The 24194-nt window shown below is 73.3% G+C and carries 23 protein-coding genes and 1 pseudogene; 19 read left to right on the top strand and 5 right to left on the bottom strand.

Annotated features, from left to right (window positions below; genetic code table 11):
- The first annotated feature begins 7 nt into the window (after positions 1 to 7).
- From LUTJ29_RS0115295 to LUTJ29_RS17870, 4 genes are all read left to right on the top strand, one after another.
- Complete coding sequence (locus LUTJ29_RS0115295) at positions 8 to 601, top strand: molybdenum cofactor guanylyltransferase (RefSeq protein ID WP_027073260.1); 594 nt, start codon at positions 8 to 10, stop codon at positions 599 to 601.
- Positions 598 to 1824 (top strand): gephyrin-like molybdotransferase Glp, encoded by a 1227-nt coding sequence (gene glp, locus LUTJ29_RS0115290; protein WP_027073259.1) that lies wholly within the window; start codon positions 598 to 600, stop codon positions 1822 to 1824. The genes LUTJ29_RS0115295 and glp overlap by 4 nt, the downstream gene beginning before the upstream one ends.
- Before the next feature lie 53 nt (positions 1825 to 1877).
- Entirely contained in the window at positions 1878 to 3008 is a 1131-nt protein-coding gene (moeB, locus tag LUTJ29_RS0115285; protein ID WP_027073258.1) for a molybdopterin-synthase adenylyltransferase MoeB, read from the top strand.
- Between the two features lie 139 nt (positions 3009 to 3147).
- Entirely contained in the window at positions 3148 to 4215 is a 1068-nt protein-coding gene (locus tag LUTJ29_RS17870) for a DUF2272 domain-containing protein (protein ID WP_051323085.1), read from the top strand.
- A 23-nt stretch (positions 4216 to 4238) separates the two neighbouring features.
- On the opposite strand, the gene LUTJ29_RS0115275 is transcribed toward LUTJ29_RS17870, so the two are convergent.
- Complete coding sequence (locus tag LUTJ29_RS0115275) at positions 4239 to 4547, bottom strand: DUF1244 domain-containing protein (protein WP_027073257.1); 309 nt, start codon at positions 4545 to 4547, stop codon at positions 4239 to 4241.
- 71 nt (positions 4548 to 4618) lie between these two features.
- Between LUTJ29_RS0115275 and folD the strand changes: the two genes are divergently transcribed.
- From folD to LUTJ29_RS0115245, 6 genes are all read left to right on the top strand, one after another.
- On the top strand, positions 4619 to 5491 hold the full coding sequence (folD, locus tag LUTJ29_RS0115270) for a bifunctional methylenetetrahydrofolate dehydrogenase/methenyltetrahydrofolate cyclohydrolase FolD (protein WP_027073256.1): 873 nt from the start codon (positions 4619 to 4621) through the stop codon (positions 5489 to 5491).
- Between the two features lie 236 nt (positions 5492 to 5727).
- The gene (locus LUTJ29_RS18930) at positions 5728 to 6036 is read left to right on the top strand and encodes a hypothetical protein (protein WP_198012700.1); all 309 of its coding nucleotides are present in this window, start codon (positions 5728 to 5730) and stop codon (positions 6034 to 6036) included.
- Positions 6037 to 6208: 172 nt separating this feature from the next.
- A complete protein-coding gene (gene coxB, locus LUTJ29_RS17865; protein WP_043741783.1) occupies positions 6209 to 6886 on the top strand; it encodes a cytochrome c oxidase subunit II in 678 nt (225 codons plus the stop codon).
- The gene (gene ctaD, locus LUTJ29_RS0115255; RefSeq protein WP_051323084.1) at positions 6883 to 9405 is read left to right on the top strand and encodes a cytochrome c oxidase subunit I; all 2523 of its coding nucleotides are present in this window, start codon (positions 6883 to 6885) and stop codon (positions 9403 to 9405) included. Before coxB ends, ctaD begins: the two co-directional genes overlap by 4 nt.
- Positions 9402 to 9737: a hypothetical protein gene (locus LUTJ29_RS0115250; RefSeq protein ID WP_027073253.1), complete on the top strand. Its 336-nt coding sequence runs from the start codon at positions 9402 to 9404 to the stop codon at positions 9735 to 9737. The genes ctaD and LUTJ29_RS0115250 overlap by 4 nt, the downstream gene beginning before the upstream one ends.
- Positions 9738 to 9744: 7 nt before the next feature.
- A complete protein-coding gene (locus LUTJ29_RS0115245; protein ID WP_027073252.1) occupies positions 9745 to 10275 on the top strand; it encodes a DUF2231 domain-containing protein in 531 nt (176 codons plus the stop codon).
- Here LUTJ29_RS0115245 and LUTJ29_RS0115240 read toward each other — a convergent pair.
- The gene (locus tag LUTJ29_RS0115240) at positions 10215 to 10736 is read right to left on the bottom strand and encodes a CopD family protein (RefSeq protein WP_027073251.1); all 522 of its coding nucleotides are present in this window, start codon (positions 10734 to 10736) and stop codon (positions 10215 to 10217) included. The two genes, LUTJ29_RS0115245 and LUTJ29_RS0115240, sit on opposite strands and share 61 nt — an antisense overlap.
- A 69-nt stretch (positions 10737 to 10805) precedes the next feature.
- On the opposite strand from LUTJ29_RS0115240, the gene LUTJ29_RS0115235 reads away from it, so the two are divergent.
- From LUTJ29_RS0115235 to guaA, 4 genes are all read left to right on the top strand, one after another.
- Positions 10806 to 11672: a cytochrome c oxidase assembly protein gene (locus LUTJ29_RS0115235; protein ID WP_027073250.1), complete on the top strand. Its 867-nt coding sequence runs from the start codon at positions 10806 to 10808 to the stop codon at positions 11670 to 11672.
- A 169-nt stretch (positions 11673 to 11841) separates the two neighbouring features.
- Positions 11842 to 13299, top strand: coding sequence for an IMP dehydrogenase (gene guaB, locus LUTJ29_RS0115230; protein ID WP_027073249.1), 1458 nt, complete (start codon positions 11842 to 11844; stop codon positions 13297 to 13299).
- Between the two features lie 38 nt (positions 13300 to 13337).
- Entirely contained in the window at positions 13338 to 13970 is a 633-nt protein-coding gene (locus LUTJ29_RS0115225) for a LysE family translocator (protein ID WP_027073248.1), read from the top strand.
- Between the two features lie 37 nt (positions 13971 to 14007).
- On the top strand, positions 14008 to 15573 hold the full coding sequence (gene guaA / locus LUTJ29_RS0115220) for a glutamine-hydrolyzing GMP synthase (RefSeq protein WP_027073247.1): 1566 nt from the start codon (positions 14008 to 14010) through the stop codon (positions 15571 to 15573).
- A gap of 49 nt (positions 15574 to 15622) precedes the next feature.
- On the opposite strand, the gene LUTJ29_RS0115215 is transcribed toward guaA, so the two are convergent.
- Entirely contained in the window at positions 15623 to 16654 is a 1032-nt protein-coding gene (locus tag LUTJ29_RS0115215) for a zinc-dependent alcohol dehydrogenase family protein (protein WP_232221239.1), read from the bottom strand.
- 166 nt (positions 16655 to 16820) lie between these two features.
- Between LUTJ29_RS0115215 and LUTJ29_RS18260 the strand changes: the two genes are divergently transcribed.
- From LUTJ29_RS18260 to tadA, 4 genes and pseudogenes are all read left to right on the top strand, one after another.
- Positions 16821 to 17366: a dihydrofolate reductase family protein gene (locus tag LUTJ29_RS18260; protein WP_027073245.1), complete on the top strand. Its 546-nt coding sequence runs from the start codon at positions 16821 to 16823 to the stop codon at positions 17364 to 17366.
- 135 nt (positions 17367 to 17501) lie between these two features.
- The gene (locus LUTJ29_RS0115205) at positions 17502 to 18476 is read left to right on the top strand and encodes an aldo/keto reductase (RefSeq protein ID WP_232221238.1); all 975 of its coding nucleotides are present in this window, start codon (positions 17502 to 17504) and stop codon (positions 18474 to 18476) included.
- A pseudogene (locus LUTJ29_RS19090) lies at positions 18476 to 18916 on the top strand (GNAT family N-acetyltransferase); the annotation flags it as partial. The gene LUTJ29_RS0115205 and the pseudogene LUTJ29_RS19090, both read left to right, overlap by 1 nt.
- A gap of 63 nt (positions 18917 to 18979) precedes the next feature.
- Positions 18980 to 19498 carry a tRNA adenosine(34) deaminase TadA gene (gene tadA / locus LUTJ29_RS19085; protein ID WP_051323095.1) on the top strand — a complete coding sequence of 173 codons (519 nt, stop codon included), beginning with the start codon at positions 18980 to 18982 and terminating at the stop codon, positions 19496 to 19498.
- Here the strand turns inward: tadA and LUTJ29_RS17855 are convergent.
- The gene (locus LUTJ29_RS17855; RefSeq protein ID WP_084524925.1) at positions 19495 to 20028 is read right to left on the bottom strand and encodes a DUF2721 domain-containing protein; all 534 of its coding nucleotides are present in this window, start codon (positions 20026 to 20028) and stop codon (positions 19495 to 19497) included. The genes tadA and LUTJ29_RS17855 overlap by 4 nt on opposite strands.
- Positions 20029 to 20090: 62 nt before the next feature.
- Between LUTJ29_RS17855 and orn the strand changes: the two genes are divergently transcribed.
- Positions 20091 to 20663 carry an oligoribonuclease gene (gene orn, locus LUTJ29_RS0115190; protein ID WP_027073242.1) on the top strand — a complete coding sequence of 191 codons (573 nt, stop codon included), beginning with the start codon at positions 20091 to 20093 and terminating at the stop codon, positions 20661 to 20663.
- A 126-nt stretch (positions 20664 to 20789) separates the two neighbouring features.
- On the opposite strand, the gene LUTJ29_RS18925 is transcribed toward orn, so the two are convergent.
- Positions 20790 to 24194, bottom strand: a 3405-nt coding sequence (locus tag LUTJ29_RS18925) for an autotransporter-associated beta strand repeat-containing protein (RefSeq protein WP_198012699.1), incomplete at its 5' end; no start/stop codon positions are given.

Here is a 24194-nt window from a genome sequence, read left to right as displayed (position 1 = left end):
GGGCGGGATGGCGGGGGCGATCGCGCGCGAAGGCCTCTGCCTCGGCCTGGTCGGCGGCGGGCAGGCGACGCGCCTGGGCGGGCTCGACAAGGCCTGGCTGGAACGCGATGGCGAGCCGCAGGTGCTGCGGCTGTCGCGGACGTTCGCACCGAAGGTCGCGCGGGTGCTGGTGAGTGCGAACCGGGACCTCGAGCGGTATGCCGTCGCCGGGCTGCAGGTAGTCCCCGACCGCGTCCCCGGCGCCGGTCCCATCGCGGCGCTGGATGCACTGGCCTCGGCCTGCGCGCAGCCCTGGCTGTTCACCTTGCCGGTGGACCTGGTGGACCTGCCTGCCGGCCTGCTTCGTGCACTGGCCTCCGGCCGCGCGGCCAACGGCGCGCGGGCGCGCGACGAGGACGGCGCGCAGCCGCTGGTCGCGCTGTGGCGCGTCGATGCGCTGCGCGAGGCGGTGGGGCAGGCGCTTGCGGCCGGCGACCATGCCGTGCACCGGCTGCAGGCGCGGCTGGCGATGGCCGAGGTGGTCCTGCCCGGCGTCCGCCTGGGCAACCTCAACACGGTCGACGACCTGCGCGCCGCAGGCGTCCGGGTGCGCGCGCCATGAGCGCCGGCGCCTTCCCGTCGGGCGTCGCCTACGACGAGGCCCGCGCCATCATCGCCGGCGTCGCCGCCGCCCGCCGGCTGCCGGTCGCGACGATGGCGCTGGCGCGGGCCCACGGCCGCGTGCTCGCCGCCGACGTCACGGCGCGGATGGCGGTGCCCGCGTTCGACAACTCGGCCATGGACGGCTTCGCCCTGCGCCATGCGGACGTCGCGCGCGGCGATGGCTGGCTGGAGCTGCGCGGCGAACAGTTCGCGGGCGGGCCGCAGGCGCCGCCGCCCGGGCCGGGCGGATGCGTGCGCATCACCACCGGCGCACCGCTGCCCGCGGGCACCGATACGGTGCTGATCAAGGAGAACGCGGAGGTCGTCGACGGCCGGGTGCGCGTCCTGGCCGATCCCGGCGCCGGCCGCAACGTGCGCCGGCGCGGCGAGGACGTGGAGCCGGGTGCGCTGCTGGCCGCGGCCGGCCAGGTGCTGGTGCCGGCGCGGCTGGCGCTGCTCGCCGCGCAGGGGATCGACACGGTCGAGGTGGTGCGGCCGCCCACGGTCGCCGTGTTCTGCACCGGCGACGAGCTGGTCGAACCCGGGATGCCGCTCGGCCCGGGACAGATCTACAACTCCAACCGCGAGCTCCTGATGGGCCTGCTGCGTTCCGAAGGGCTGGAGCCGGTCGCCTGGCCGACCCAGCCCGACGATCCGGCGCGGATCGAGTCGGCGCTGCGGCACGCCGGCGAGGCCTTCGACCTGGTCCTGACCTGCGGCGGCGTGTCGGCGGGCGAGAAGGACCATTTCCCGGCGCTGCTGCAGCGGTGCGGCCGGTTGCACTTCTGGAAGGTGCGGATGCGGCCCGGCATGCCCGCGCTGCTGGCCGACGGCGGCACCCTGGGGCCGGCGCTGTTCCTGTGCCTGCCGGGCAACCCGGTCTCGGTGCTGGCGACGTTCCTGGCGCTGGCGCGGCCGTTGCTCGACGGATTGCAGGGGCGCGCGCCGCGCAGGGTAGTGCGTGCGCGCCTGGCGTCGCCCTGGCACAAGCGCCACGACCGCCGGGAATTCCTGCGCGGGCGGCTGTCGAGCGGGGACGACGGGACGCTGCGCGTCGAGCCCGATCCGGCCGATGGCTCGCACCGGATGCGCGCAGCCGCCGATGCCGACGCCCTGATCGTGCTCGACGAGGGCGCGCGCGAGTACCCGGCTGGCGCCGTGGTCGAAGTGCTGCCCTGCTGAGAACGAAGAACGCGTCTTCACCCGCGGCGGTGGAGCGGCGCCATAATCGGACCATGGCCAAGGAGATCACTCCCCGCGAAGCCAGCCATCGCGTCGCCCGCGGCGCGGTGCTGGTGGACGTGCGCGAGGACCACGAGCGCGAACTGGGCATGGCGCAGGGCGCGATCGGCGTCCCGCGCGCCGAACTCGAAGCCGCGCCGCACGTGTACCTGCCCGGCCAGGACGCGGACATCGTGCTGATCTGCCAGAGCGGCGGGCGCTCGATGCTCGCGGCCGATCAGCTGCTGCGGCTGGGCTACCAGCACGTGTCCTCGGTGCGCGGCGGCACCGCGATGTGGCAGGCCGAGGGACTGCCGCTGACCCGCCCCGACGTGGCCGTGGACGAGGACTTCCACGAGCGCTATTCGCGCCACCTGCGCCTGCCGGAGATCGGCGCGCGCGGGCAGCGCCGGCTCGAGGCCGCGAGCGTGGTCGTGGTGGGCGCTGGCGGGCTGGGCTCGCCGGCCACGTTCTACCTGGCCGCCGCCGGGGTGGGGCAGCTGCGCCTGGTCGACGACGACGTGGTCGACCGCAGCAACCTGCAGCGCCAGATCCTGCACGTGGACGCGGACACCGGCGTGCCCAAGGTGGAGTCGGCGAGGACCCGGCTGTCGGCGCTCAACCCGCGGGTCAACGTCGAGGCAGTGCGCGAGCGTCTCACCTCCGACAACGTCGAGCGGCTGATCGCCGACGCCGACGTGGTGGTGGACGGCGGCGACAACTTCCCGGTGCGCTACCTGCTCAACGACGCCTGCGTGCACCTGCGCAAGCCGCTGGTGTACGGCGCCGTGCANCGGTTCGAGGGCCAGGTGTCGGTGTTCGACGCCGGTCGCCGGCGCGGCGAGGCGCCGTGCTACCGCTGCCTGTTCCCGGAGCCGCCGCCGCCCGAGGCCGCGCCCAACTGCAGCGAGGTCGGCGTGCTGGGGGTGCTGCCGGGCGTGATCGGCATGCTCCAGGCGACCGAGGCGCTCAAGCTGCTGCTGCACCTGGGCGAGCCGCTGGCCGGGCGGCTGCTGCATTTCGATGCGCTCGGCATGCGCTTCCGCGAAACCCGGCTGCCGCCCGACCCGGACTGCCCGGTCTGCGCGCCGGGCGTGGCGTTCCCCGGCTACATCGACTACCAGGCGTTCTGCGCCGGCCCGTAGCGCGCGGCGTTTGCGTTGTCCGGCCCATTGCAGTGGCGCTGCCGGCCCGGCCACGCGGGCTGTGCTAGCGTCCCTGCGTGCCATCCGGATGGTGCGGCATGCGTGATGCCGCCCGCGTGCCCTCCCAGCGAGGAAACCCATGCCGTTGCGCATCGCCCTGCTGTTGCTGTCCTGCCTGTGGCCGTTGGCCGCGGCCGCCGCGCCCACCGCGCCCGATCCCTGCCAGCTGCTGCCGGCCGATGCCGCGCAGTCGCAGGACGTCGGCCAGCGGATCGCCGCGGTCGCCTGCGCCGAGCACCGCGCCTGGTACCGCCCCTTCATCAACACCGACGGCCGGATCGGCCCGGTGCCGGTGCGCGAGGCCGCGCGCGTGCAGCTGGCCGACGGCCAGCCGGCGTGGCAGCGGGTGATCGAGTACTGGCGCGGCAGCGGGCTGCTGTGGCAGGCCGGCGCCGGCGATTGCGCCTACGCGGGGACCCCGCTGCCGTCGTGCCGGATGTTCACGATCGATACGCCCTGGTCGGCGGCGTTCGTGTCCTGGGTCATGCGGCGCGCGGGCGTGCCGGGGTTCCAGCCCGGGGCCAGTCACCTGCAGTACGTGCGCCGTGCCTACCGCGAGCCGTTCCAGAGTCCGTACCGGGTCGCCAGTCCGCTGGCCACGCCGGTGCGCACCGGCGACATGCTGTGCTTCGTGCGCGGCGCGACCCGCGTGTACGGCTTCAGCGAGCTGGCGGCCGTGCTGAGCAACGGCGAGCCGGGGCTGGGCATGCACTGCGACATCGTGGTCGGCACCTCGATCGCCTCCGACGGCACGCGCGTCGCCCACCTGGTCGGCGGCAACGTGCACGACGCCGTGGCCATGCGGCGGCTGCCCGTCACCCTGGGCGACCGCTTCGCCGACCTGCCGCTGCGCCAGCCCGGCGACCCCGACTGCACGCCCGAAAGCGAATACGCCTGCGACCTCAACCGGCAGGACTGGGCGGTGCTCCTGCAGCTGCGCCCGGCCGCGGACCTGGCCGCGCTCGCGCCGGCACCGCTGCCCCTGCCGGCGCAGGCGCCCGGGCAGCCGCAGGCCACGGGCGCCGGCGCCGTTCCTCCCGCGCCAGCGGCGAGCGACGCATCGCACCCGCCGCAACAGCGTTGCTGCAACCACTGCGATCCCGAGGTGGGGCTGCCACGCTGTCCCGTCCGTCCGGCGGTGCCCTGATCCGGGAACCGCGGCGCCGGCGCTCAGCCGTGGCGCTTGCGCGCCTGCTCGAACGCGGCGAGCTGCGCGGGCGTCGCCTCGCGCTGGTGGCGCGCCTTCCACGCGTCGAACGGCTCGCCGTAGACCCGCTCGCGGGCCTCTTCCTTGCCGAGCGCCACGCCATGCTCCGCGGCCGCCTCGCGGTACCAGTCGGCCAGGCAGTTGCGGCAGAAGCCGGCGAGGATCATCAGGTCGATGTTCTGCACGTCCGGCCGGCGCTTCACCAGGTGGTCGCGCAGGCGGCGGAAGACGGCGGCCTCGATCCGGACGATGTCTTCGGCGCTCGGGTCCATGCGGGCTCCTCCTTGGCTTGGATGGTCGACGTGAGACAATACGCATTCCCGCCCACCGCCTCCATGCCGGCATGACCGCACGCATCCTCGACGGCAAGCGCATCGCCGATTCCCTGCTCGACGAACTGCGCCTGCGCGTGGACGCGCGGGTCGCCGCCGGCCTGCCGCGGCCGGGGTTGGCGGTGGTGCTGGTGGGCAACGACCCGGCGTCGCAGTCGTACGTGCGCAACAAGCGCCGCGCGGCGGAGAAGGTCGGCATCCAGGCCTTCGACTTCGACCTCCCGGCCGGGACCAGCGAGTCCGAACTGCTGGAGCTCATCGACCGGCTCAACGCCGACCCGGCCGTGCACGGCATCCTGGTCCAGCTGCCGCTGCCGGGCATCGCCGACGCGACCCGGCTGATCCACCGCATCGACCCGCGCAAGGACGTGGACGGCTTCCATCCCGAGAACGTCGGCCACCTGGCCCTGCGCCAGTTCGGCCTGCGCCCGTGCACGCCGCGCGGCATCACCACGCTGCTGGCCTACACCGACCGCCCGGTGCGCGGCCGCAGCGCCACCATCGTCGGCGTGAGCAACCACGTCGGCCGGCCGATGGCGCTGGAGCTGCTGATCGCCGGCTGCACCGTCACCAGCTGCCACAAGTTCACCCCGCGCGAGGTCCTGCAGCGGCACGTGGGCGAGGCCGACATCCTGGTGGTGGCGGTGGGCCGGCCGAACCTGATCCCCGGCGACTGGGTGAAGCCCGGCGCGGTGGTGATCGACGTGGGCATCAACCGGCTCGAGGACGGCCGCCTGACCGGCGACGTCGAGTTCGCGGCCGCGGCGCGGCGCGCGAGCTGGATCACCCCGGTGCCCGGCGGCGTCGGCCCGATGACCGTGGCCACGCTGATGCAGAACACGATCGAGGCGACCGAAGCCCTCGAGGCGCTCGCCGCGCCCTGACCGCGCAGCGCGGCGCGAGGCAACGGAGCCTTTTCCCATTGCGCGACCCGCCTTCTCCCTCCCCCGCCTGCGGGGGAGGGCCGGGGTGGGGGCCGTGCCCGCCGCTTCGGCGTTGCCCCCATCCCAGCCTTTCCCCGCAAGCGGGGGAAGGAGCTGGCGTCCGGGCTGGGCAGGGCTGCGATGGGCGTTGCCTTGGCCCTTGCACCAGGCAATGCAAGCGCGTTCCTGCTGTGCGCGTGTACGCGAACGCCGACCTCTCCCTCCCCCGCTCGCGGGGGAGGGCCGGGGTGGGGGCGGTGTCCGCCGCTTCGGTGTTTGCCCCCATCCCAGCCTTCCCCCGCAAGCGGGGGAAGGAGCTGGCGTCCGAGTGGGGGAAGGAGGTGTGGTTCGTGCGGGGGAAGGAGCTGTGGTTCGGGCGGGGGAAGGGGCTGTGGTTCGTGCGGGGGAAGGAGCTGTGGTTCGGGCGGGGGAAGGGGCTGTGGTTCGGGCGGGGGAAGGGGCTGTGGTTCGGGCGGGGGAAGGGGCTGTGGATTGAGCGGGGGTAGGGGCTGTGTTGCACGCGGGGGAGGTTGAGCCGGGCCGCGTCCGGTCCGGCTCGCGAGGGCTTCACGGCGCGACGGGCAGACTGCGGTCCACCTGTGCACGGGTCGCCTGTGGCGGCCCCGGGAGGGTGGCACCATCGAGCGGCATTGGCGGGCAACCGGATGCGCGGCCGGCATGGCGGCGCTTGCGACCGCGTGCGCGGGGCCGCAGTCCGCGCTGGATCCGGCCGGGCCCGCCGCCGGCGCGATCGCCACCGGCTGGTGGCTGATGGCCGCCGGCGCCCTCGTCGCATGGGCGCTGGTGCTCGCGCTCGCCGCGCTGGCGATGCGCCGACGCAGCCACCTCGCGCCGGCGTCGGCGGGCCGGATGATCCTCGCCGGCGGCATCGTGCTGCCGACCACGCTGCTGGCCGCGCTCCTGGTCTACGGCACCGTCGCCAGCGACCGCATCACCGGCGCCCGCGCGCAGGCCGACCTGGCGGTGCAGGTCACCGCGCGCCGCTGGAGCTGGGAATTCGAATACCTCGACGCCGATGGCGCCGTGGTCGCCCTGTCCATCGACGAACTCGCCCTGCCGCGCGGCCGGATGGTCGAGTTCCGGGTCGACAGCGAGGACGTGATCCACAGCTTCTGGATCCCGCGCCTGGGCGGCAAGATCGACGCGATCCCCGGCCGCCGCAACGTCCTGCGGCTGCGCGCCGACGCGGCCGGCCCGATGCGCGGACAGTGCGCCGAGTTCTGCGGGCTCGAGCATGCGCACATGGCGTTCGACGTGGCGGTGCTCGAGCCGGACGAGTTCGCCCGCTGGCTGGACGAACGCGCGGTCGCCGGCACCGGCGGGGTGGGGCGGTGAGCGCGGACGTGCAGGACCTGCACGCGCGCCGGCTGGCCGCGCTGGAGCGGATCTGGGCCAACGCCCCCGGCCTGCGCGGCCAGCTCACCGCGGTCAACCACGGCACCATCGCGCTGCGCTTCATCGTCGCGGGGCTGGCCTTCATGCTGGTCGGCGGCCTGCTGGCGATGTTCATCCGCCTGCAGCTGGCCTGGTTCGACGCTGAGGTGCTCGACCCGGAGCGCTACAACCAGTTCGTCACCCTGCACGGCACCACGATGATGTTCCTGTTCGCGGTGCCGGTCATGGAAGGCTTCGCGATGTACCTGCTGCCGAAGATGCTCGGCGCGCGCGACCTGCCGTTCCCGCGACTGGGGGCGTTCGGCTGGTGGTGCTACCTGTTCGGCGGGCTGTTCCTCTACTCCAGCCTGCTGTTCGACGCCGCGCCGGATGGCGGCTGGTTCATGTACGTGCCGCTCACCGACGCCACCTTCTCGCCGGGGAAGGGGCCTGACTTCTGGCTGATCGGGGTGACCTTCGCCGAGATCGCGGCGGTGACCGCGGCGGTCGAGCTGATCGTGGCGGTGCTGCTCACCCGCGCGCCGGGGATGGACATCCGGCGCATGCCGCTGTTCGCCTGGGCCATCCTGGTCACCGCCTTCATGATCGCGATGGGGTTCCCGCCGCTGATCCTGGCCAGCATCCTGCTGGAGCTGCAGCGCGCCTTCGGCTTCGTCTTCTTCGACCCGGCGCTGGGCGGCGACCCGCTGCTGTGGCAGCACCTGTTCTGGCTGTTCGGCCATCCGGAGGTGTACATCATCTTCCTGCCGGCGGCGGGCGTGGTGTCGATGGTCGTGCCGACCTTCGCCCGGCGCCCGGTGGCGGGCCATGCCTGGGTCGTGCTGGCGCTGGTGTCGACCGGGTTCCTGAGCTTCGGGCTGTGGGTGCACCACATGTTCGCGGTCGGCATCCCGCTGCTGGCGCTGGCCTTCTTCAGCGCGGCCAGCATGGCGGTGGCCGTCCCGACCTCGATCCAGGTGTTCGCCTGGATCGCCACCCTGTGGTCGGGACGCCCCTGGCTGCGATTGCCGCTGCTGCACGTGCTCGGCTTCTTCGTGGTGTTCGTCCTGGGCGGGCTGACCGGGGTGATGCTGGCCTTCGTGCCGTTCGACTGGCAGGCGCACGACACCCACTTCGTGGTCGCGCACCTGCACTACGTGCTGATCGGCGGGATGATGTTCCCGATGTTCGCCGGGCTGTACTACTGGCTGCCGCTGGCGAGCGGCCGGATGCCGTCGGAGAGCCTCGGCCGCACCGCGTTCTGGCTGGTGGTGGTCGGCTTCCACCTGACCTTCGTGCCGATGCACCTGACCGGGCTGCTGGGCATGCCGCGGCGGGTGTACACCTATTCGCCGTCGCTCGGCGTGGAGTGGCTCAACCTGCTCTCGACCGCGGGCGGCTTCCTGCTCGCGATCGGCATCGTCGCGATCCTGGTCGACGTGGGCCTGTGCTTCGTCCACGGGCGGCGCGGCCGCGCGAACCCCTGGCGCGCGGGGACGCTGGAGTGGGCGGTGCCCGTCCCGGTGCCGAACTACAACTTCGCCTCGGTGCCACGGGTGGACGACGACTACCCGTTGTGGCGCGACCGCACGCTCGCCGCGCGCGCGGCCGGCACCGACGGCCTCCTGGGCGATCCGGCGCGCGGCCGCCGCGAACTGCTGGGCACCGGCATCGTGTCGGCGCGGCCCGAGCAGGTCGTGTTCCTGCCGTCCTCGTCATGGCTGCCCCTGGCCTGCGCGGGCGCGATCGCGGTGCTGCTGGCCTGCTTCATCGCGGGCTGGTACGCCGCCGCCGCCGCGTGCCTGGTGCCGCTGCTGGCGCTGTTCTGCGCCTGGGCCTGGAACACGGGCTGGCCGGGCGCGCCGCGCGAGGTGGAGGCGGGCGAGGGCATCGTGCTGCCGTCGCAGTACGCCTGCCGCAACGCGCCCGGATGGTGGGCGGTGGTGGCGACGATGCTGATCGTCGGTTCGCTGTTCGCCTCGCTGGTGTTCGCCTACTTCTACCTCTGGCTGGGCAGCGAAGGCTGGCCACCGCCGGGGATGGGCGAGGGCGGCAGGCCCGCGGCCGGGCACTGGCTGGCGCTGGCGATGCTGCCGGCGGCCTGGCTATGCGGGTCGGTGGCGACGGCGGCGCTGGACGGCGGCGCGAAGCGGCGCCGCCGGGTGGTGGTGCCGGCATTGCTGGCGGTCGCCGCGGTGCTGGTGTCGGTGGGCGTCGAACTGCCGCTGCTGGCGGCCGAGCCGGGCCCGCCCCAGGCCCACGCCTATGCGTCCGTGGTATGGACGTTGGCCGGGTTCTGCGCGGTGCACCTGCTGGTCGCGGCGCTGCTGTGTGCCTACGCCTGCGCGCGGATCGGGGCGCGCCTGGTCGACGCCGCGCGTCCGCTGGAGTGGCGCGTGGCCTGCGCCTTCCTGCGCTACGCCGTGGCGCAGGCCGCGATCGGCTGGGCGGTCATCCACCTGTTCCCGGTGCTGCAATGAGCGGCCTGTCGCGTCCGCGCCGCCTGCTCTGGATCGCCAGCCCGTTCCTGGCCTGGGGACTGCATTTCTTCGCGGTGTATGCGCTGCAGGGGCTGGTGTGCGGTCGCGGCTGGAACGTCGCCGCGGCCTGGTGGGGCATGGGCGCGCTGACCGTGGCCGCGTTCTGCGCCCTGGCATGGATCGCCGTGCGTGCGCGCCGCGCCGCGCGCGGTGCTGGCGAGGACGCGGGCCGCCGCTTCACCGCGCGGCTGGTCGCGATGCTCTGCGCGCTGGCGCTGGTGGCGATGGTGTTCACCATGCTGCCGGTGGCGCTGCTGCACCCGTGCGAATGAGGTGGCCATGCGCAGAACCCTGAAACAGCCGGTTCCCCCCGAGCGCAGCCCCACGGTGGAGAGCCGGGTGGCGATCCACCGCCATCCGCTGCATCCGATCGTGGTGGTGTACCCGATCGCCTGCCTGACCCTGCTGCTGCCGGCGGACATCGCGCACCTGTGGACGGCCGACGCGTTCTGGGCGGACGTGGCCTGGTGGCTCAACCTCGTGGGCCTGGCGGGCGGGCTGCTGGCCGCGGCGCTGGGCGTCTGCGACATGTTCCTGATCCGGGTGGCGCGGCGGCACGTCTCGGCCTGGAACCACTTCATCGCCGGGGTGATGCTGCTGGCGCTGGCGGCGGCCGGCGTCTGGCTGCGCTGGCCCGGACCCACGGCTGCCGGATGGTGGGCGCTGCTGCAGTCGGCGCCGACCGCGGGCATGGTGGTGGTGGTCGGATGGCTGGGCGGGACGCTCAGCTTCGGCCACGGCATCGGCGTCTATGGCCACCGCGAGCGCGAGGACGACGCATCGCCGGAGGACCGGGAGCTGGAGGAATGACCGGGATCCTCCGATCGCTCCGCGCCCGGCGGCGGCAGTCCGTCGATGGTGCGCGGCTTGGCTCCGGTGAGTGCGGCGATCGCCAGCAGCAACAGCAGCGGCGTCCAGCCGAGCACGGCCGGGAGCACCGCGCCGGGCCGGGCCTGCCCCTTGCCCAGCGCGTGCAGGTGGGCCCCGGCCCACAGGTGCACCAGCACCACGCCGGCCACCAGGCACAGCTTGGCCAGCAGCCAGGCGCCGGGCTCGACCCAGGGGATCAGGCCCATGCCCAGCGCGATCGCCAGCACCCCGGCCGGGGTGGCGATGCGGAAGAACAGGCGGTTGGCGACCGGGTTGAAGAAGTCCGGCCGCGCCTCGCGCCCGCCGCGCCGGCGCGACGCGAACAGGCGCAGCAACAGCAGCAGGCCGGTGAACCAGACCGCCACCGCGGTGATGTGCGCGACTTTCAACCAGAACAGCACGGCCCAGGCCTGCGGTCGGGATCCGCGGCCATGCTGGGGCAGGGCGCGTGCAGGCGCCGTGCATCGTGGATGCCGGTCGCGGCCTGGATCGCCGCGTTTCCCGTCGCCGCGCACGACGCCGGCCACGGCGCGCCGACCCTGTCCACCGCGTGGACCTGGTCGCCGCTGGTGCTGGCACCGCTGGCCCTGTTCGCCGCGCTCTACTGCCGCGGCCTGTGGCGCCTGTGGGCGGGTGGGCACGCGGGACGCGGCATCTCGCGCGCCGAGGCACTGGCCGCGGCCGCCGGCCTGCTGGCGTTGCTGTTGGCCACGGTCTGGCCGTTCGATGCGCTGGGCGACTGGTCGCTGGCCGCGCACATGGCCCAGCACATGCTGCTGCTGGCGGTCGCGCCGCCGCTGCTGCTGGTGGCGCGTCCGCGCGCCGTGCTGGCGGCCGCGCTTGCGCCAAGATGGTCGCGAAGGCTGCACCGGATCGCCGACGCCTGCGCCGTGCCGGCGCTGGCGTCGCTGGCCGCCGCCACCCTCGCCAACGTGCTGGTGATGTGGGGCTGGCACCTGCCGGCCGCGCTGGCGCTGGCGCTGGACAGCGAACCGGTCCACTGGCTGATGCACGGCAGCTTCCTCCTCGCCGGGCTGTGGCTGTGGAGCCTGCTGTGGCAGCGCCTGCGCGACGACGGCAGCGGCGGCGCGCTGGCGGGCACGGTGGCCATCGCGGTGGTCATGATGCAGATGGGCTTCCTCGGCGCGCTGCTCACCTTTTCCCGGCGCGCGCTGTACCCGCACTACGCCGAACGCGCGCCGCAGCTGGGCCTGGACGTGCTGGCGGACCAGCAGCTGGCCGGGCTGGTGATGTGGGTGCCGGCATGCCTGCCGTACCTGGCCGGGGCGGCCTGGCTGCTGGCGCGCGAGTTCGGGCGCCTGCGCCGGGCGCGATAGGCCGGCCCCCGACGCCGCCTCCCGTGGGCGGGGAACCGCCGCGACCGCCGCCCGGGCGGCGCGCCCGATCGCGGGGCCGCGCCGCGCCGCCGAGCGCATCCGGGCGGATGCCGGCGCCCGCCGCGGCGCGGTATAATGCGTTGCTTCCCCACCGTTCCCGGGACTGCCGATGCTCCGCATCCAGGCTGAAGCACTGACGTACGACGACGTTTCCCTCGTCCCCGCGCACTCCAGCGTCCTGCCGAAGGACGTCTCCCTCGCCACCAACCTGACCCGCTCCCTGCGCCTGAACCTGCCGATCGTGTCGGCGGCGATGGACACGGTGACCGAGGCGCGGCTGGCCATCGCCATGGCCCAGCTCGGCGGCATCGGCATCATCCACAAGAACATGAGCGCCGAGCGCCAGGCCGCGGAAGTCCGCGAGGTCAAGAACTTCGAGGCGGGCGTGATCCGCGAGCCGTTCACCGTCGGCCCGCAGACCACCATCGGCGAGGTCCTCAAGCTCACCCGCGAACGCCGCATCTCGGGCGTGCCGGTGGTCGACGACGGCCAGCTCGTGGGCATCGTCACCGGCCGCGACATGCGCTTCGAGAAGAAGCTCGACGACCCGGTCAAGAACATCATGACCAGGAAGGACAAGCTGGTCACGGTGAAGGAGGGCGCCAGCGACGAGGAGGTCATCAGCCTGCTGCACAAGCACCGCATCGAGAAGGTGCTGGTGGTGAACGACGACTTCCAGCTGCGCGGCCTGATCACGGTCAAGGACATCCAGAAGAAGTCCGACAACCCCAACGCCGCCTACGACCACGACGAGCAGCTGCTGGTCGGCGCCGCGGTGGGCGTGGGCGGCGACACCGAGCACCGGGTCGAACTGCTGGTCGAGGCGGGCGTGGACGTGATCATCGTCGACACCGCCCACGGCCATTCGCAGGGCGTGATCGACCGCGTGGCCTGGGTGAAGAAGCGCTTCCCGAAGGTGCAGGTGATCGGCGGCAACATCGTCACCGGCGACGCCGCGCTGGCGCTGATGGACGCCGGCGCCGACGCGGTGAAGGTGGGCGTGGGCCCGGGCTCGATCTGCACCACCCGGATGGTGGCCGGCGTGGGCGTGCCGCAGGTGACCGCGGTGTCGATGGTCGCCGACGCGCTGCAGGACCGCATCCCGCTCATCGCCGACGGCGGCATCCGCTTCTCCGGCGACCTGGGCAAGGCCATCGCGGCCGGCGCCTCGACGGTGATGATCGGCGGCCTGTTCGCCGGCACCGAGGAGAGCCCGGGCGAAACCGAGCTGTTCCAGGGCCGCAGCTACAAGAGCTACCGCGGCATGGGCTCGCTGGGCGCGATGGAGAAGGGCAGCAAGGACCGCTACTTCCAGGATGCGGCCGACGCCGACAAGCTGGTGCCCGAGGGCATCGAGGGCCGCGTGCCGTACCGCGGGCCGCTGTCGGGCGTGGTGCACCAGCTGGCGGGCGGCCTGCGCGCCACCATGGGCTACGTGGGCTGCGCCACCATCGAGGAGATGCGCAAGAAGCCGCAGTTCGTGAAGATCACCGGCGCCGGGCAGCGCGAAAGCCACGTCCACGACGTGCAGATCACCAAGGAGCCGCCGAACTACCGGATGGGTTGAGGCGGCGGGCGAACCGGAACCACGGGGGACGAGCGACGATGCCTGGACAGTCGAGCCTGCTGGCCTTCTCCCTGGTGGCGCTGGGCATGGTGCTGACCCCCGGGCCCAACATGGTCTACCTGGTGTCGCGTTCGATCTGCCAGGGCCGCATGGCCGGCCTGGTGTCGCTGGCCGGCGTGGCCGCGGGATTCGTGTTCTACATGCTCTGCGCCGCGTTCGGCATCACCGCGCTGGTGATGGCGGTGCCCTTCGCCTACGACGCGCTGCGCATCGCCGGTGCCCTGTACCTGCTGTGGCTGGCGTGGCAGGCGGTCCGGCCGGGCGGCCGTTCGCCGTTCGAGGTGCGCACGCTGCGCCACGACGGGCCGCGCAGGCTGTTCGCCATGGGCTTCCTGACCAATCTGCTCAATCCCAAGATCGCGGTGATGTACCTGTCGCTGCTGCCGCAGTTCATCGACCCGGGGCAGGGCGGCGTGCTCGCCCAGACCCTGGCGCTGGGCGGCTGCCAGATCGCCATCAGCGTGATGGTGAACGCCCTGATCGTGCTCGCGGCGGGATCGGTGGCGACCCTGCTCGCCGCCCGCCCCGCGTGGGCCACCTTCCAGCGCTGGCTGATGGCGTCGGTGCTCGGCGGCCTCGCCGCGCGCATGGCCGCCGATGCCCGCCGCTGACGCATTCCTCCACCGTTCCCGCAACGACCCCGGCCGCATGACCGACATCCACAGCGACAAGATCCTCATCCTCGACTTCGGCGCGCAGTACACGCAGCTGATCGCGCGCCGCATCCGCGAGATCGGCGTGTACTGCGAGATCTGGGCCTGGGACCACGACCCGGCCGAGATCGCGGCGTACGCGCCGAAGGGCATCATCCTGTCGGGCGGCCCGGAATCGACCACGCTGCCGGGCGCGCCCGCCGCGCCGCGGGAAGTGTTCGACAGCGGCCTGCCGATCCTTGGCATCTGCTACGGCATGCAGACGCTGGCCGTGCAGCTGGGCGGCGCCACCGAAGCGGCCGACCAGCGCGAGTTCGGCCACGCCGAGGTCGACGTGGTGCATCCGGATGCGCTGCTCGCCGGGCTCACCGACCATCCGGGCGCGCACCGCCTCAACGTGTGGATGAGCCACGGCGACCACGTCTCGCGCGTGCCGCCGGGCTTCACGGTCACCGCGGCCACCGACCGCATCCCGGTCGCGGCGATGGCGAACGAGGACAGGCGCTGGTACGGCGTGCAGTTCCACCCCGAGGTGACCCACACCCTGCAGGGCCAGACCCTGCTGCGCCGCTTCGTGGTCGACGTGTGCGGCTGCCGCACGCTGTGGACCGCGGCCAACATCATCGAGGACCAGATCGCCCGCGTGCGCGAGCAGGTGGGCGGCGACGAGGTGATCCTCGGCCTGTCGGGCGGCGTCGATTCCTCGGTGGTGGCCGCGCTGCTGCACAAGGCGATCGGCGAGCAGCTGACCTGCGTGTTCGTCGACACCGGCCTGCTGCGCTGGCAGGAAGGCGACCAGGTGATGGCGATGTTCGCCGAGCACATGGGCGTCAAGGTGATCCGGGTCGACGCCGCCGACCGCTATTTCAAGGCGCTCGAGGGCGTCGCCGACCCCGAGGCCAAGCGCAAGATCATCGGCAACCTCTTCATCGAGATCTTCGAGGAGGAGTCGGCCAAGCTCAAGAACGCCAAGTGGCTGGCGCAGGGCACGATCTACCCCGACGTGATCGAGTCGGCCGGCAGCGGCACCGGCAAGGCCCACGTCATCAAGAGCCACCACAACGTCGGCGGCCTGCCCGAGCACATGAAGCTCGGCCTGGTCGAACCGCTGCGCGAACTGTTCAAGGACGAGGTGCGCCGCCTGGGCGTGGAACTCGGCCTGCCGCGCACCATGGTCTACCGCCACCCGTTCCCCGGCCCGGGCCTGGGCGTGCGCATCCTGGGCGAAGTGAAGCGCGAATACGCCGAGCTGCTGGCCCGCGCCGACGCCATCTTCATCGAGGAACTGCGCAAGGCCGAGCTGTACGACAAGGTGAGCCAGGCCTTCGCCGTGTTCCTGCCGGTGAAGTCGGTGGGCGTGGTGGGCGATGCCCGCGCCTACGAATGGGTGATCGCCCTGCGCGCGGTGGAGACCATCGACTTCATGACGGCGCACTGGGCGCACTTGCCGTACGACTTCCTGGGCCGGGTGTCGAACCGGATCATCAACGAGCTGCGCGGGGTGTCGCGGGTGGTCTACGACATCTCAGGAAAGCCGCCGGCGACGATCGAGTGGGAATAGTGGCGGACGAGTTCCGTGCATGAAGAAGCCCGCTTCACGCGGGCTTTTTCTACGGGACAGGGTGGGCAGTCCGCTCCGGTCGGGGTTGCAGCACCGCAGCCCCGCTCAGCCGCCCTTCGCGCAGGTCAGCCAAGGCTTCATTCGCCGACGCCAGCGGATAGGGCACCGCATGCACCCGCAGCGGCTGGCGCGTCGCCAGCTCGAGGAACTCCCGCCCATCCGCCCGCGTGAGGTTGGCCACCGACACCACCTCGCGTTCCTCCCACAGCAGGCTGTACGGAAATGCGGGGATGTCGCTCATGTGGATGCCGCCGCAGACGACGCGGCCGCCCTTGCGGACGGCGGCGAGGGCGCGGGGGACGAGGTCGCCGACGGGGGCGAACAGGATGGCGGCGTCGAGCGGGCGGTCGGGCGGGCGGTCGGAGTCGCCGGCCCGTGTGGCGCCGAGCGCGCGGGCGAAGTCCTGCGCGCGGGTGTCGCCCGGGCGGGTGAAGGCATGCACACGCCGGCCCTGGCGGATGGCGACCTGGGCGATCAGGTGGGCGGCGGCGCCGAAGCCGTACAGGCCGAGGTCGCGTCCGGGGCCGGCGGCTTTGAGCGCGCGCCAGCCGATCAGGCCGGCGCACATCAGCGGGGCGGTGTGGACCGGGTCCGCCTCCGCCGGCAGCGGCAGGCAGAACGCGGCGTCGGCGATGGCGTGGGTGGCGAAGCCGCCGTCGCGGGTGTAGCCGGTGAAGCCGGGGGCATCGCACAGGTTCTCGCGGTCGGCGGCGCAGTAGTCGCAGTGGCCGCAGGTCTGGCCCAGCCAGCCCACGCCCACGCGCTGGCCGGGGTGCAGGCCGTGCACGCCGGGACCGGTGGCGTCGACCTCGCCGACGATCTCGTGCCCGGGCACCAGCGGCAGGGCGGGGTGGGGCAGTTCGCCGTCCACCACGTGCAGGTCGGTGCGGCAGACGGCGCAGGCCAGCACGCGCAGCCGCACCTGTCCCGGCCCGGGCGCGGGCAGCGGCCGTGTCTCCCGCACCAGCGGCTGACCCGGCCGGTGCAGGACCATCGCGTGCATCATTCCCTCTGGCGGCATGCGTGCTTCCCCGGCGCAGGGCGCGGCCCCGTGCCGGCGCCATGACTGCCTCCACATCCTAGCGGCTTGCCGGGCGGTGTGGCCCGCGGGCGGCGCGGTCACCGTGTCGACCGCCCGGCCGTTGGATCGTCCTGCCGGGGGAGTGAGCTCCGACGGAGTCCGCGCCATGCCCCGCATCATCTGCTCGATCAACGCCACGCTCTCCGGCACCTGCCACCACGGGGACGTGGTCGCCGACGCCGAACACCACCGCTATGCCGCCGCGCTGGCGCGCTCGGCCGCGGCGCTGCTGCTGGGCCGGGCCACGTACGAGCTGTTCGCCGCCTTCTGGCCACGGGCGCTGCACCGTCGCGACCTGCCGGCGGAGGTGCTGGAGCTGGCCCGGGTGCTGGATGCAAAACCCCGGATCGTCGTGTCCGGCCGCGAACCGGCCACGGCCTGGCCCGGCACTACCCGGGTCGCCGGCCTGGAGGCACTGCGCGCCACGCTGGCCGGCATCGGCGGGAGCGTGGTCCTGTTTGGCAGCCCCGGACTGGCCGCTTCGCTGGCCGCGGCGGGAATGCTCGACGAGGTGCACATCCTCCTGCAGCCGCTGTTTGCCACGCGCGGCCCGCGGCTGCCGCCCCTGTGGGCGGGCCAGGCCTTCCGCACCGTGTCGGCGGAGCGTTTCGGCTCCGGCGTGGTGCTGCTCCGTTGCCGGCCCGCGGGCTGAGGCGGTCCGCGGGCCGCCCCGCCGGCTTGGGTGGCACCGGCCCGGTGCTGCATCATGGCCCGGCGGCAGGCCCCGCCGGTGTCCGCCGGCGCCCGCGCGTCTGCCTTCCCCCGAGAGGTTCCCATGCAAAAGAGAGTGTTCGGACGTACCGGCCGCCAGGTCGGCGAGATCGGCTTTGGCGCCTGGGCCATCGGCGGCGCCTGGGGCCGGACCGACGATGCCGAGTCCATGGCGGCCCTGCACGCCGCGCTGGACGCGGGCCTGGACTTCATCGACACCGCCGACGTGTACGGCGACGGCCATTCCGAGCGGCTGATCGCCCGCGTGCTGAAGGAACGCGACGGCCCGCGCCCGTTCGTGGCCACCAAGGCCGGCCGCCGCCTGCCGAAGCAGGTGGTGGAGGGGTACACCGCACAGAACCTGTCGGCCTGGATCGAGCGCAGCCTGCGCAACCTGGAGGCCGACACGCTGGACCTGGTGCAGCTGCACTGCCCGCCGACCGACGCCTACTACCACCCGGAGATCTTCGAGGCGATGGAGCGCCTGGTGGAGCAGGGCAAGATCCGCCACTACGGCGTCAGCGTCGAGCGGGTGGAGGAGGCCCTCAAGGCCATCGAGTACCCGGGCGTGGCCAGCGTGCAGATCATCTTCAACATGTTCCGGCAGCGCCCGGCGGAGCTGTTCTTCCGGCAGGCGCAGCGCCGCAACGTGGCGGTGATCGTGCGCGTGCCGCTGGCCAGCGGCCTGCTGACCGGCAAGTTCGGCCCGGACACCACCTTCGCCGAGGACGACCACCGCCGCTTCAACCGCCACGGCGAGGCCTTCGACGTGGGCGAGACCTTCGCCGGCGTGCCGTACGAAGTGGGCCTGGTCGCGGTGGAGAAGCTGCGCCCGCTGGTGCCCGAAGGCGCGACCCTGGCCCAGCTGGCGCTGCGCTGGATCCTGATGGACGAGGCGGTGTCGGTGGTGATCCCGGGGGCGAAGAATCCGCAGCAGGCGCTGGCCAACATCGCCGCCGCCGGGCTGCCGCCGCTGCCGGCGTCGACCATGGAGGCGGTGCAGCGGGTCTACGACGAGGACATCCGCCCGCACGTCCACCAGCGCTGGTGATGCAGGGCGAGGCGTCCCCGCTGCGGATCGTCCCGGCCACGCCGGCGGACGTCGAGGCGCTGGCCGCGCTGCTGGTCGAGACCGTGGCCGGCAACGGCTCGGTCGGGTTCATGCATCCGCTCGATCCGGCCGCGGCGCGCGCGTTCTGGGAGGCCTCGCTGCGCGAGGTGGAGCAGGGCGGGCGCATCGTCCTGTGCGCCTGGCGCGAGGGCACGCTGCTGGGCACCGGTTCGCTGGTGCTGGTGTCCGCACCCAGCCAGCCGCACCGGGCCGAGCTGACCAAGGTGATGACCTCGCGGGCGGCGCGCGGGGCGGGCGTGGGCGCGGCTCTGGTCGCGGCGCTGGAGGACGCGGCGCGCACGCACGGGCGCAGGCTGCTCACCCTCGATGCCTCGCTGGTCGACGGCCCCTCCGGCTTCTACCGCCGCCTCGGCTACCGCACCACCGGCGACATCCCCGAGTACGCCTACAAGCCGCTCGGTGGCCTGGCGCCGACGCGGATCATGTGGAAGCTGCTCGACGCGCGCGAGCCGGCGCCGCTGCCGGTGGACCCGGCCGCGGACGAGCGCTTCATGCGCCTGGCGCTGGAGCTGGGCGAGCGCGCGGCGCGCGAGGACGACGAGATCCCCGTCGGCGCGGTGCTGGTGTCGGCGCAAGGCGAGGTGCTGGGCCAGGGCTGGAACCGCAACATCGGCGACCACGACCCGAGCGCCCACGCCGAGATCATGGCACTGCGCGAGGCCGGCCGCCGGCTCGGCAACCACCGCCTGCTCGGCTGCACCCTGTACGTGACCCTGGAACCCTGCGCGATGTGCGCCATGGCGCTGGTGCACGCGCGCATCGCGCGGCTGGTGTACGGCGCGGCCGACCCCAAGACCGGCGCCTGCGGCAGCGTATTCGACCTGTTGGGCGACCCGCGCCACAACCACCGGGTCGAGGTGACGGGCGGCGTGCTGGGCGAGGAAGCCGGGCGCCGGCTCAGCAACTACTTCCGCGCCAAGCGCGGCAAGCCGCCGCTCTAGCCGGCACCATCCCCGTCGCGGCCGTCCTTCCTCGCCGCATCGCCGGCGATGAAGGCGGCGAGGGCGGGGCGGTTGGCGAAACGGTGGCCGTCGTCCATCTCGTCGTTCACCGCCTTCACCGCCATCGAGGCCTCGCTGGCCAGCAGCAGGCTCGATCCGAACATGGCCAGCACCCCGAGCGCGGCCATGATCGTGGGCAGCGGACCGAAGACGTGGTCGAAGAACGCATCGCCGGCCACCAGCAGGCTGGTGGCGACGAAGCAGCTGATCGCCACGTACAGCAGCTGGCTGGCGTGCAGGATGATCACGCTGCGCCGGCGCTGGACCACGATCCGCTGATCGAGCAGGGCGCGGGTCTCGGGATCGGAGCAGGCGGCGAGGTCCCGGAGCAGCACGCGGGCGCGATCGATGATCCGCGCCAGGCGCGCGTTGGCCGAGGTCAGCAGCGCGGCCGTCGCGGTCAGGAAGAACGCGGGCGCGAGCATCGCGGTCAGGATCGCGTAGTGGGCCAGGGAGGCGTTCGACGGCATCAGGGTCGGGGCAGGCGGGGGCGCGGGTTATCATGCCGTGTCCCGGCAGCGACCGCGAGCGCATGGCAGCGAACGACCTTCCCGGCGGCCACGGCCGTCTCGTCTGGATCGACCTGGAAATGACCGGGCTCGACACCGACCGCGACTCGATCCTCGAGATCGCCACCGTGGTCACCGACTCCGAACTCAACGTGCTGGCCGAAGGGCCGTGCTTCGCGATCGCCCATCCGCTGGCCACGCTGGAGGCGATGGACGAGTGGAACCGCAACCAGCACGGCAAGTCCGGCCTGTGGCGGCGGGTGCTGGAGGAGGGCGTGTCGATGGCCGACGCCGAGGCCCGGACCATCGCCTTCCTGCGCGAGTGGGTCGAGGCTGGGCAGTCGCCCATGTGCGGCAACTCGATCTGCCAGGACCGTCGCTTCCTGCACCGGCAGATGCCGCAGCTCGAGCGCTATTTCCACTACCGCAACCTGGACGTGAGCACGCTCAAGGAACTGGCCCGGCGCTGGGCGCCGCAGGTGCTGGCCGGCGTGCGCAAGGCCTCCGCGCACACCGCGCTGAGCGACGTGCACGACTCGATCGAGGAACTGCGCCACTACCGCCGGCACATGGCGGCGATGGCGCTGCAGGGCTGACCCGCCACGTTCGTCCATCGCCGGGCGGGCCGGACGGTCGGCCCGCCGCCCGATGCGGCGACGATCGCGCGGGCGTGCGCGTCGTCGCGGTGGTCGAGGACCAGGATCGACCTGGTCCACGCGGCCCTAGAACGTCGCCTGCCACTGCAGCTGCGCGCCCCACGCGCGGCTGCCGTCGCCGGCCTGGCCGGCCATGCCCAGGGCAAGACGGCTGCGCGGGCCGGTGGCCAGCCCCAGGTCCAGGGCGTAGACCAGGCTGTTGCGGGCCATGGCCGGGGCGTACACCGTGAACGCATCGCCGGCATCGAACGCGACCGTGGCCCATGGCGTGAGGTCGCCCCAGGCGTGGCGCCAGCCCAGGCGGGCCTGCAGCCGGCTTCCATCGCCAAGCCGGCGGTCGGCCAGCACCCCCAGCGTGGCGCTGCCCAGGTCGTGGCGTCCCCCGGCCACCGACAGCGCGGCGCTGCCGCCGGACTCCCGGGCCGGGTCGCTGTCGAGGCGGACCTGGCGGATGCCCAGCCAGGGGGCCACGCCGCGGGCAGGCTCGGCCAGACTGGCTTCCAGGAACAGCACATCGGCCTCGGCGTCGGACGACGACGCCAGCGTTTCGTCGATCTCGGCGAGCGCCACCCGGCGGTCCAGTTCCAGCGTGTACCTGCCGCGGGCAACGCCGCCGGCGAGCTGCACCGGCCCGAGCGTCGCGGCCGCGTGGAGCGCCAGGTGGCGGCTGTCGATGCGGTTCCGGGAGCTCCGGTCGCTGACCTGCTGGTTGGTGCGGCGCTTGCCGGCGGCCAGGCCGATCCGGCCCGGGCCGACCTCGACGTCCGCGCCCACCGCCAGTCCGTGGGCGTTGCCCTGCCAGCGGGCCCCGTTGCCGTCGCTGCCGGTTCGGGCCTGGCCACCGCCGGCATCCAGCCAGAGCGTGGTGGCCGGGGTCAGTTCGCCCGTCGCGGCCGCGCCCGCGTGGCGCCGCGTGACCGCGTCCGCCAGCCAGCCGGCATCGTCCAGCAGGAGCGCGCGGGCCGAGGCATGCGCTTCGCCCGAGAGCGCGTCGAAGCCGGCGCGGATCAGCGCGGCGTCGTCGGGCATCTGCGCGATCGCGTCATGGACCGCATGGCCGGCCTCGAGACCGATGCTCTCGATGCCGGCCGCGGTGGCCTTCTGGTTGCGGGTCAATGCCACCGAGGCGAAGTCGCGGTCGTTGCGCACGAGCTTCAGGTCCACCGTGCCGGCCTGGTGGTCGTAGGCCAGTTCCGGGGCCAGGAAGGCGAAGTCGGAACTCACCTCGTCGAAGGTCCCCTGCAGCGATCCCGCCGAGAGGATGCGATAGGTCGAACGGAGGCCGTACCCGCCATTGGCTCCGATGTGGACCACGCTGCCGCCCTGGAGCGAGGCGGTTCCGGCCACCTCGACCAGGTCGCTGCCGGTGCCCGCCGGATCGACCTCGACCTCGTAGCGCGCACCGGCCTCGAAGACCAGGTCGCCATCGATCCGCAGGCTGCCGATCGAATTTCCCGGGGCGAGGGTGGCGCCCGCCTGCACCGTGGTGTCGCCGACCGTGCCGGCGCCGCCGAGCGTGGCGCCGTCCTGCACCGTGACGCGGCCGCCGAGCAGGCCGTCGACCCGCAGCAGCCCGGCGGACACCGTGGTCGTGCCGGTGAAGCCGGCGCTGTTGCCGGTCAGGCCCAGGCCGCCTTCGCCTTCCTTGACGATGTCGCCTGCACCGGAGAGGGCAGCGGCGAGCGACGCCGTCGTGAGCTGGTCGAAGCGCAGGGAAGCGCCGTCGTCCACCCGGATGTCGCCATCGCCGAAGCCGGCGGCATGGCCGACCAGTGCCCCGGCCTCGACCCGGGTGCCTCCCCGGTAGCGGTTCGTGCCGGTGAGCACCAGCGTGCCGGCGCCGTCCTTGACCAGGACGCCGTCGCCGCCGATGGATCCGGACAGGGTCAGGGTGGCGTCGCGGGCGGTTGCGATGCGGCCGTCCGACTCCAGCGTCAGCGCGCGGCCACTGTCGAAGCTCTCTGCGGCGTGGAGCGCACCGCCGGCCAACACGATGTCTCCGGATGTCGCGCCCAGCGCGGAGTCGGAAGACACCGACAGCGTGCCGCCCTCGATCCGCGTGCCGCCGGTGTAGGCGTTGTCGCCTTCCAGCACCAGCGTGCCCAGGTCCGTCTTCACCAGGGTGGCGTCGCCGTGCAGGGCAGAGGACAGGAAGGCCGTGAACCCCGCGCCGTCGCTGCCGCCGTCGCCCACCCGGACGACGCTGCGGCCATCGATGCCCTCCAGCCGCAGGGCATCGCCTTCCACGCGGTAGCCATCCGTCGCGAACTGCAGCCCGGCCAGCGGCATGCCGGCGACGGGCGCATCCACCGTGACCACCCCGGCTTCGCCCTGGAACACGGCGAATGCCGGCACCGGCGACAACGGGCCGTTGACGATGCCGTTGGCATCGGTCCAGTTGCGGCCGCCCGCCTGCCAGCGGCCGCTTCCGCCATCGACCGCGCCATTGTCGTGCCGGGCCGGGTCGCCGCCATCCCAGAACACCAGCCGTGCGCCGACCGCGGACACCAGGTTGACCTGGCCCGCGACCGCGGTCTGCAGGAGCAGGCGTCCCGGATCGGCGCCGTCCGGCATCTCCCCGAACGCCAGCCCGTTGCCGCCAAGCGTGCCGCCGTAGTCGAACAGCCGGTAGATGCCGGCGCCGAACCCGCCGGCATCGGTGATGTCCAGCGTGCCATCCAGGAACAGGTCGCCGTCGACCCGGAACAGCGCGCTCGCGCCGGACGCGCCGAGGGCCGCCGCCACCCGGCTGCCGGCATCCAGGGCCAGGTCGCCGCCGATCTCCAGGGTCTGGCCCTGTTCGCCCGACAGCGTGCCGCCGGACACCGTCACGTCGCCTCCGACCGTGCCGGCGCCGCCGAGCGTGGCGCCGTCCTCCACCGAGACGCGGCCGCCAAGCATGCCGTCGACCCGCAGCGTGCCGGCGGACACCGTGGTGGTGCCGGTGAAGCCGGAGCTGTCGCCGGCCAGGGTCAGGCCGCCAGCGCCTTGCTTGCGCAACGCCCCGTCGCCGGAGAGGGTGCCGGCGTAGGTGCCGTCGGCCTCCTGGTCGAAGCGGAAGCCGGCGCCGCCTGCGATCGCGAGGTCGCCCGTGAACCGTTGCGCGGACGCGGCCAATGTCCCGGCTTCCACGGTCCAGGCCAGCGTCGAATGCCCGGCCAGTTCCAGCAACCCGGCGCCGCGCTTGACCATGCCGCCGCCGGTGCCGCCGAGTCCGGCGATCGCGCCGGCGAACACGGCGTCGTCCTCCTGCTCGAAGACCACGGTGCCGCCGTTGTGCAGGTCGCCGGCGATCGCGCCGGCGCTGCCCACCAGGGTGCCGGCCAGGACCCGGGTGCCGCCGGTGTAGGCGTTGTCGCCTTCGAGCACCAGCGTGCCGGCGCCGTCCTTGACCAGGGCGCCGCTGCCGGTGATGTCCTGTGCCAGCGTGAAGCGGTGGCCGGCATCGGCGATGTCGAAGCCGCCGCCGCC

It is taken from the genome of Luteimonas sp. J29 (assembly GCF_000472505.1).
Taxonomy (GTDB): domain Bacteria; phylum Pseudomonadota; class Gammaproteobacteria; order Xanthomonadales; family Xanthomonadaceae; genus Luteimonas.
The sequence above is the reverse complement of the archived record's forward strand: the minus strand, read 5'-3'. Positions and strand labels throughout refer to the sequence as shown.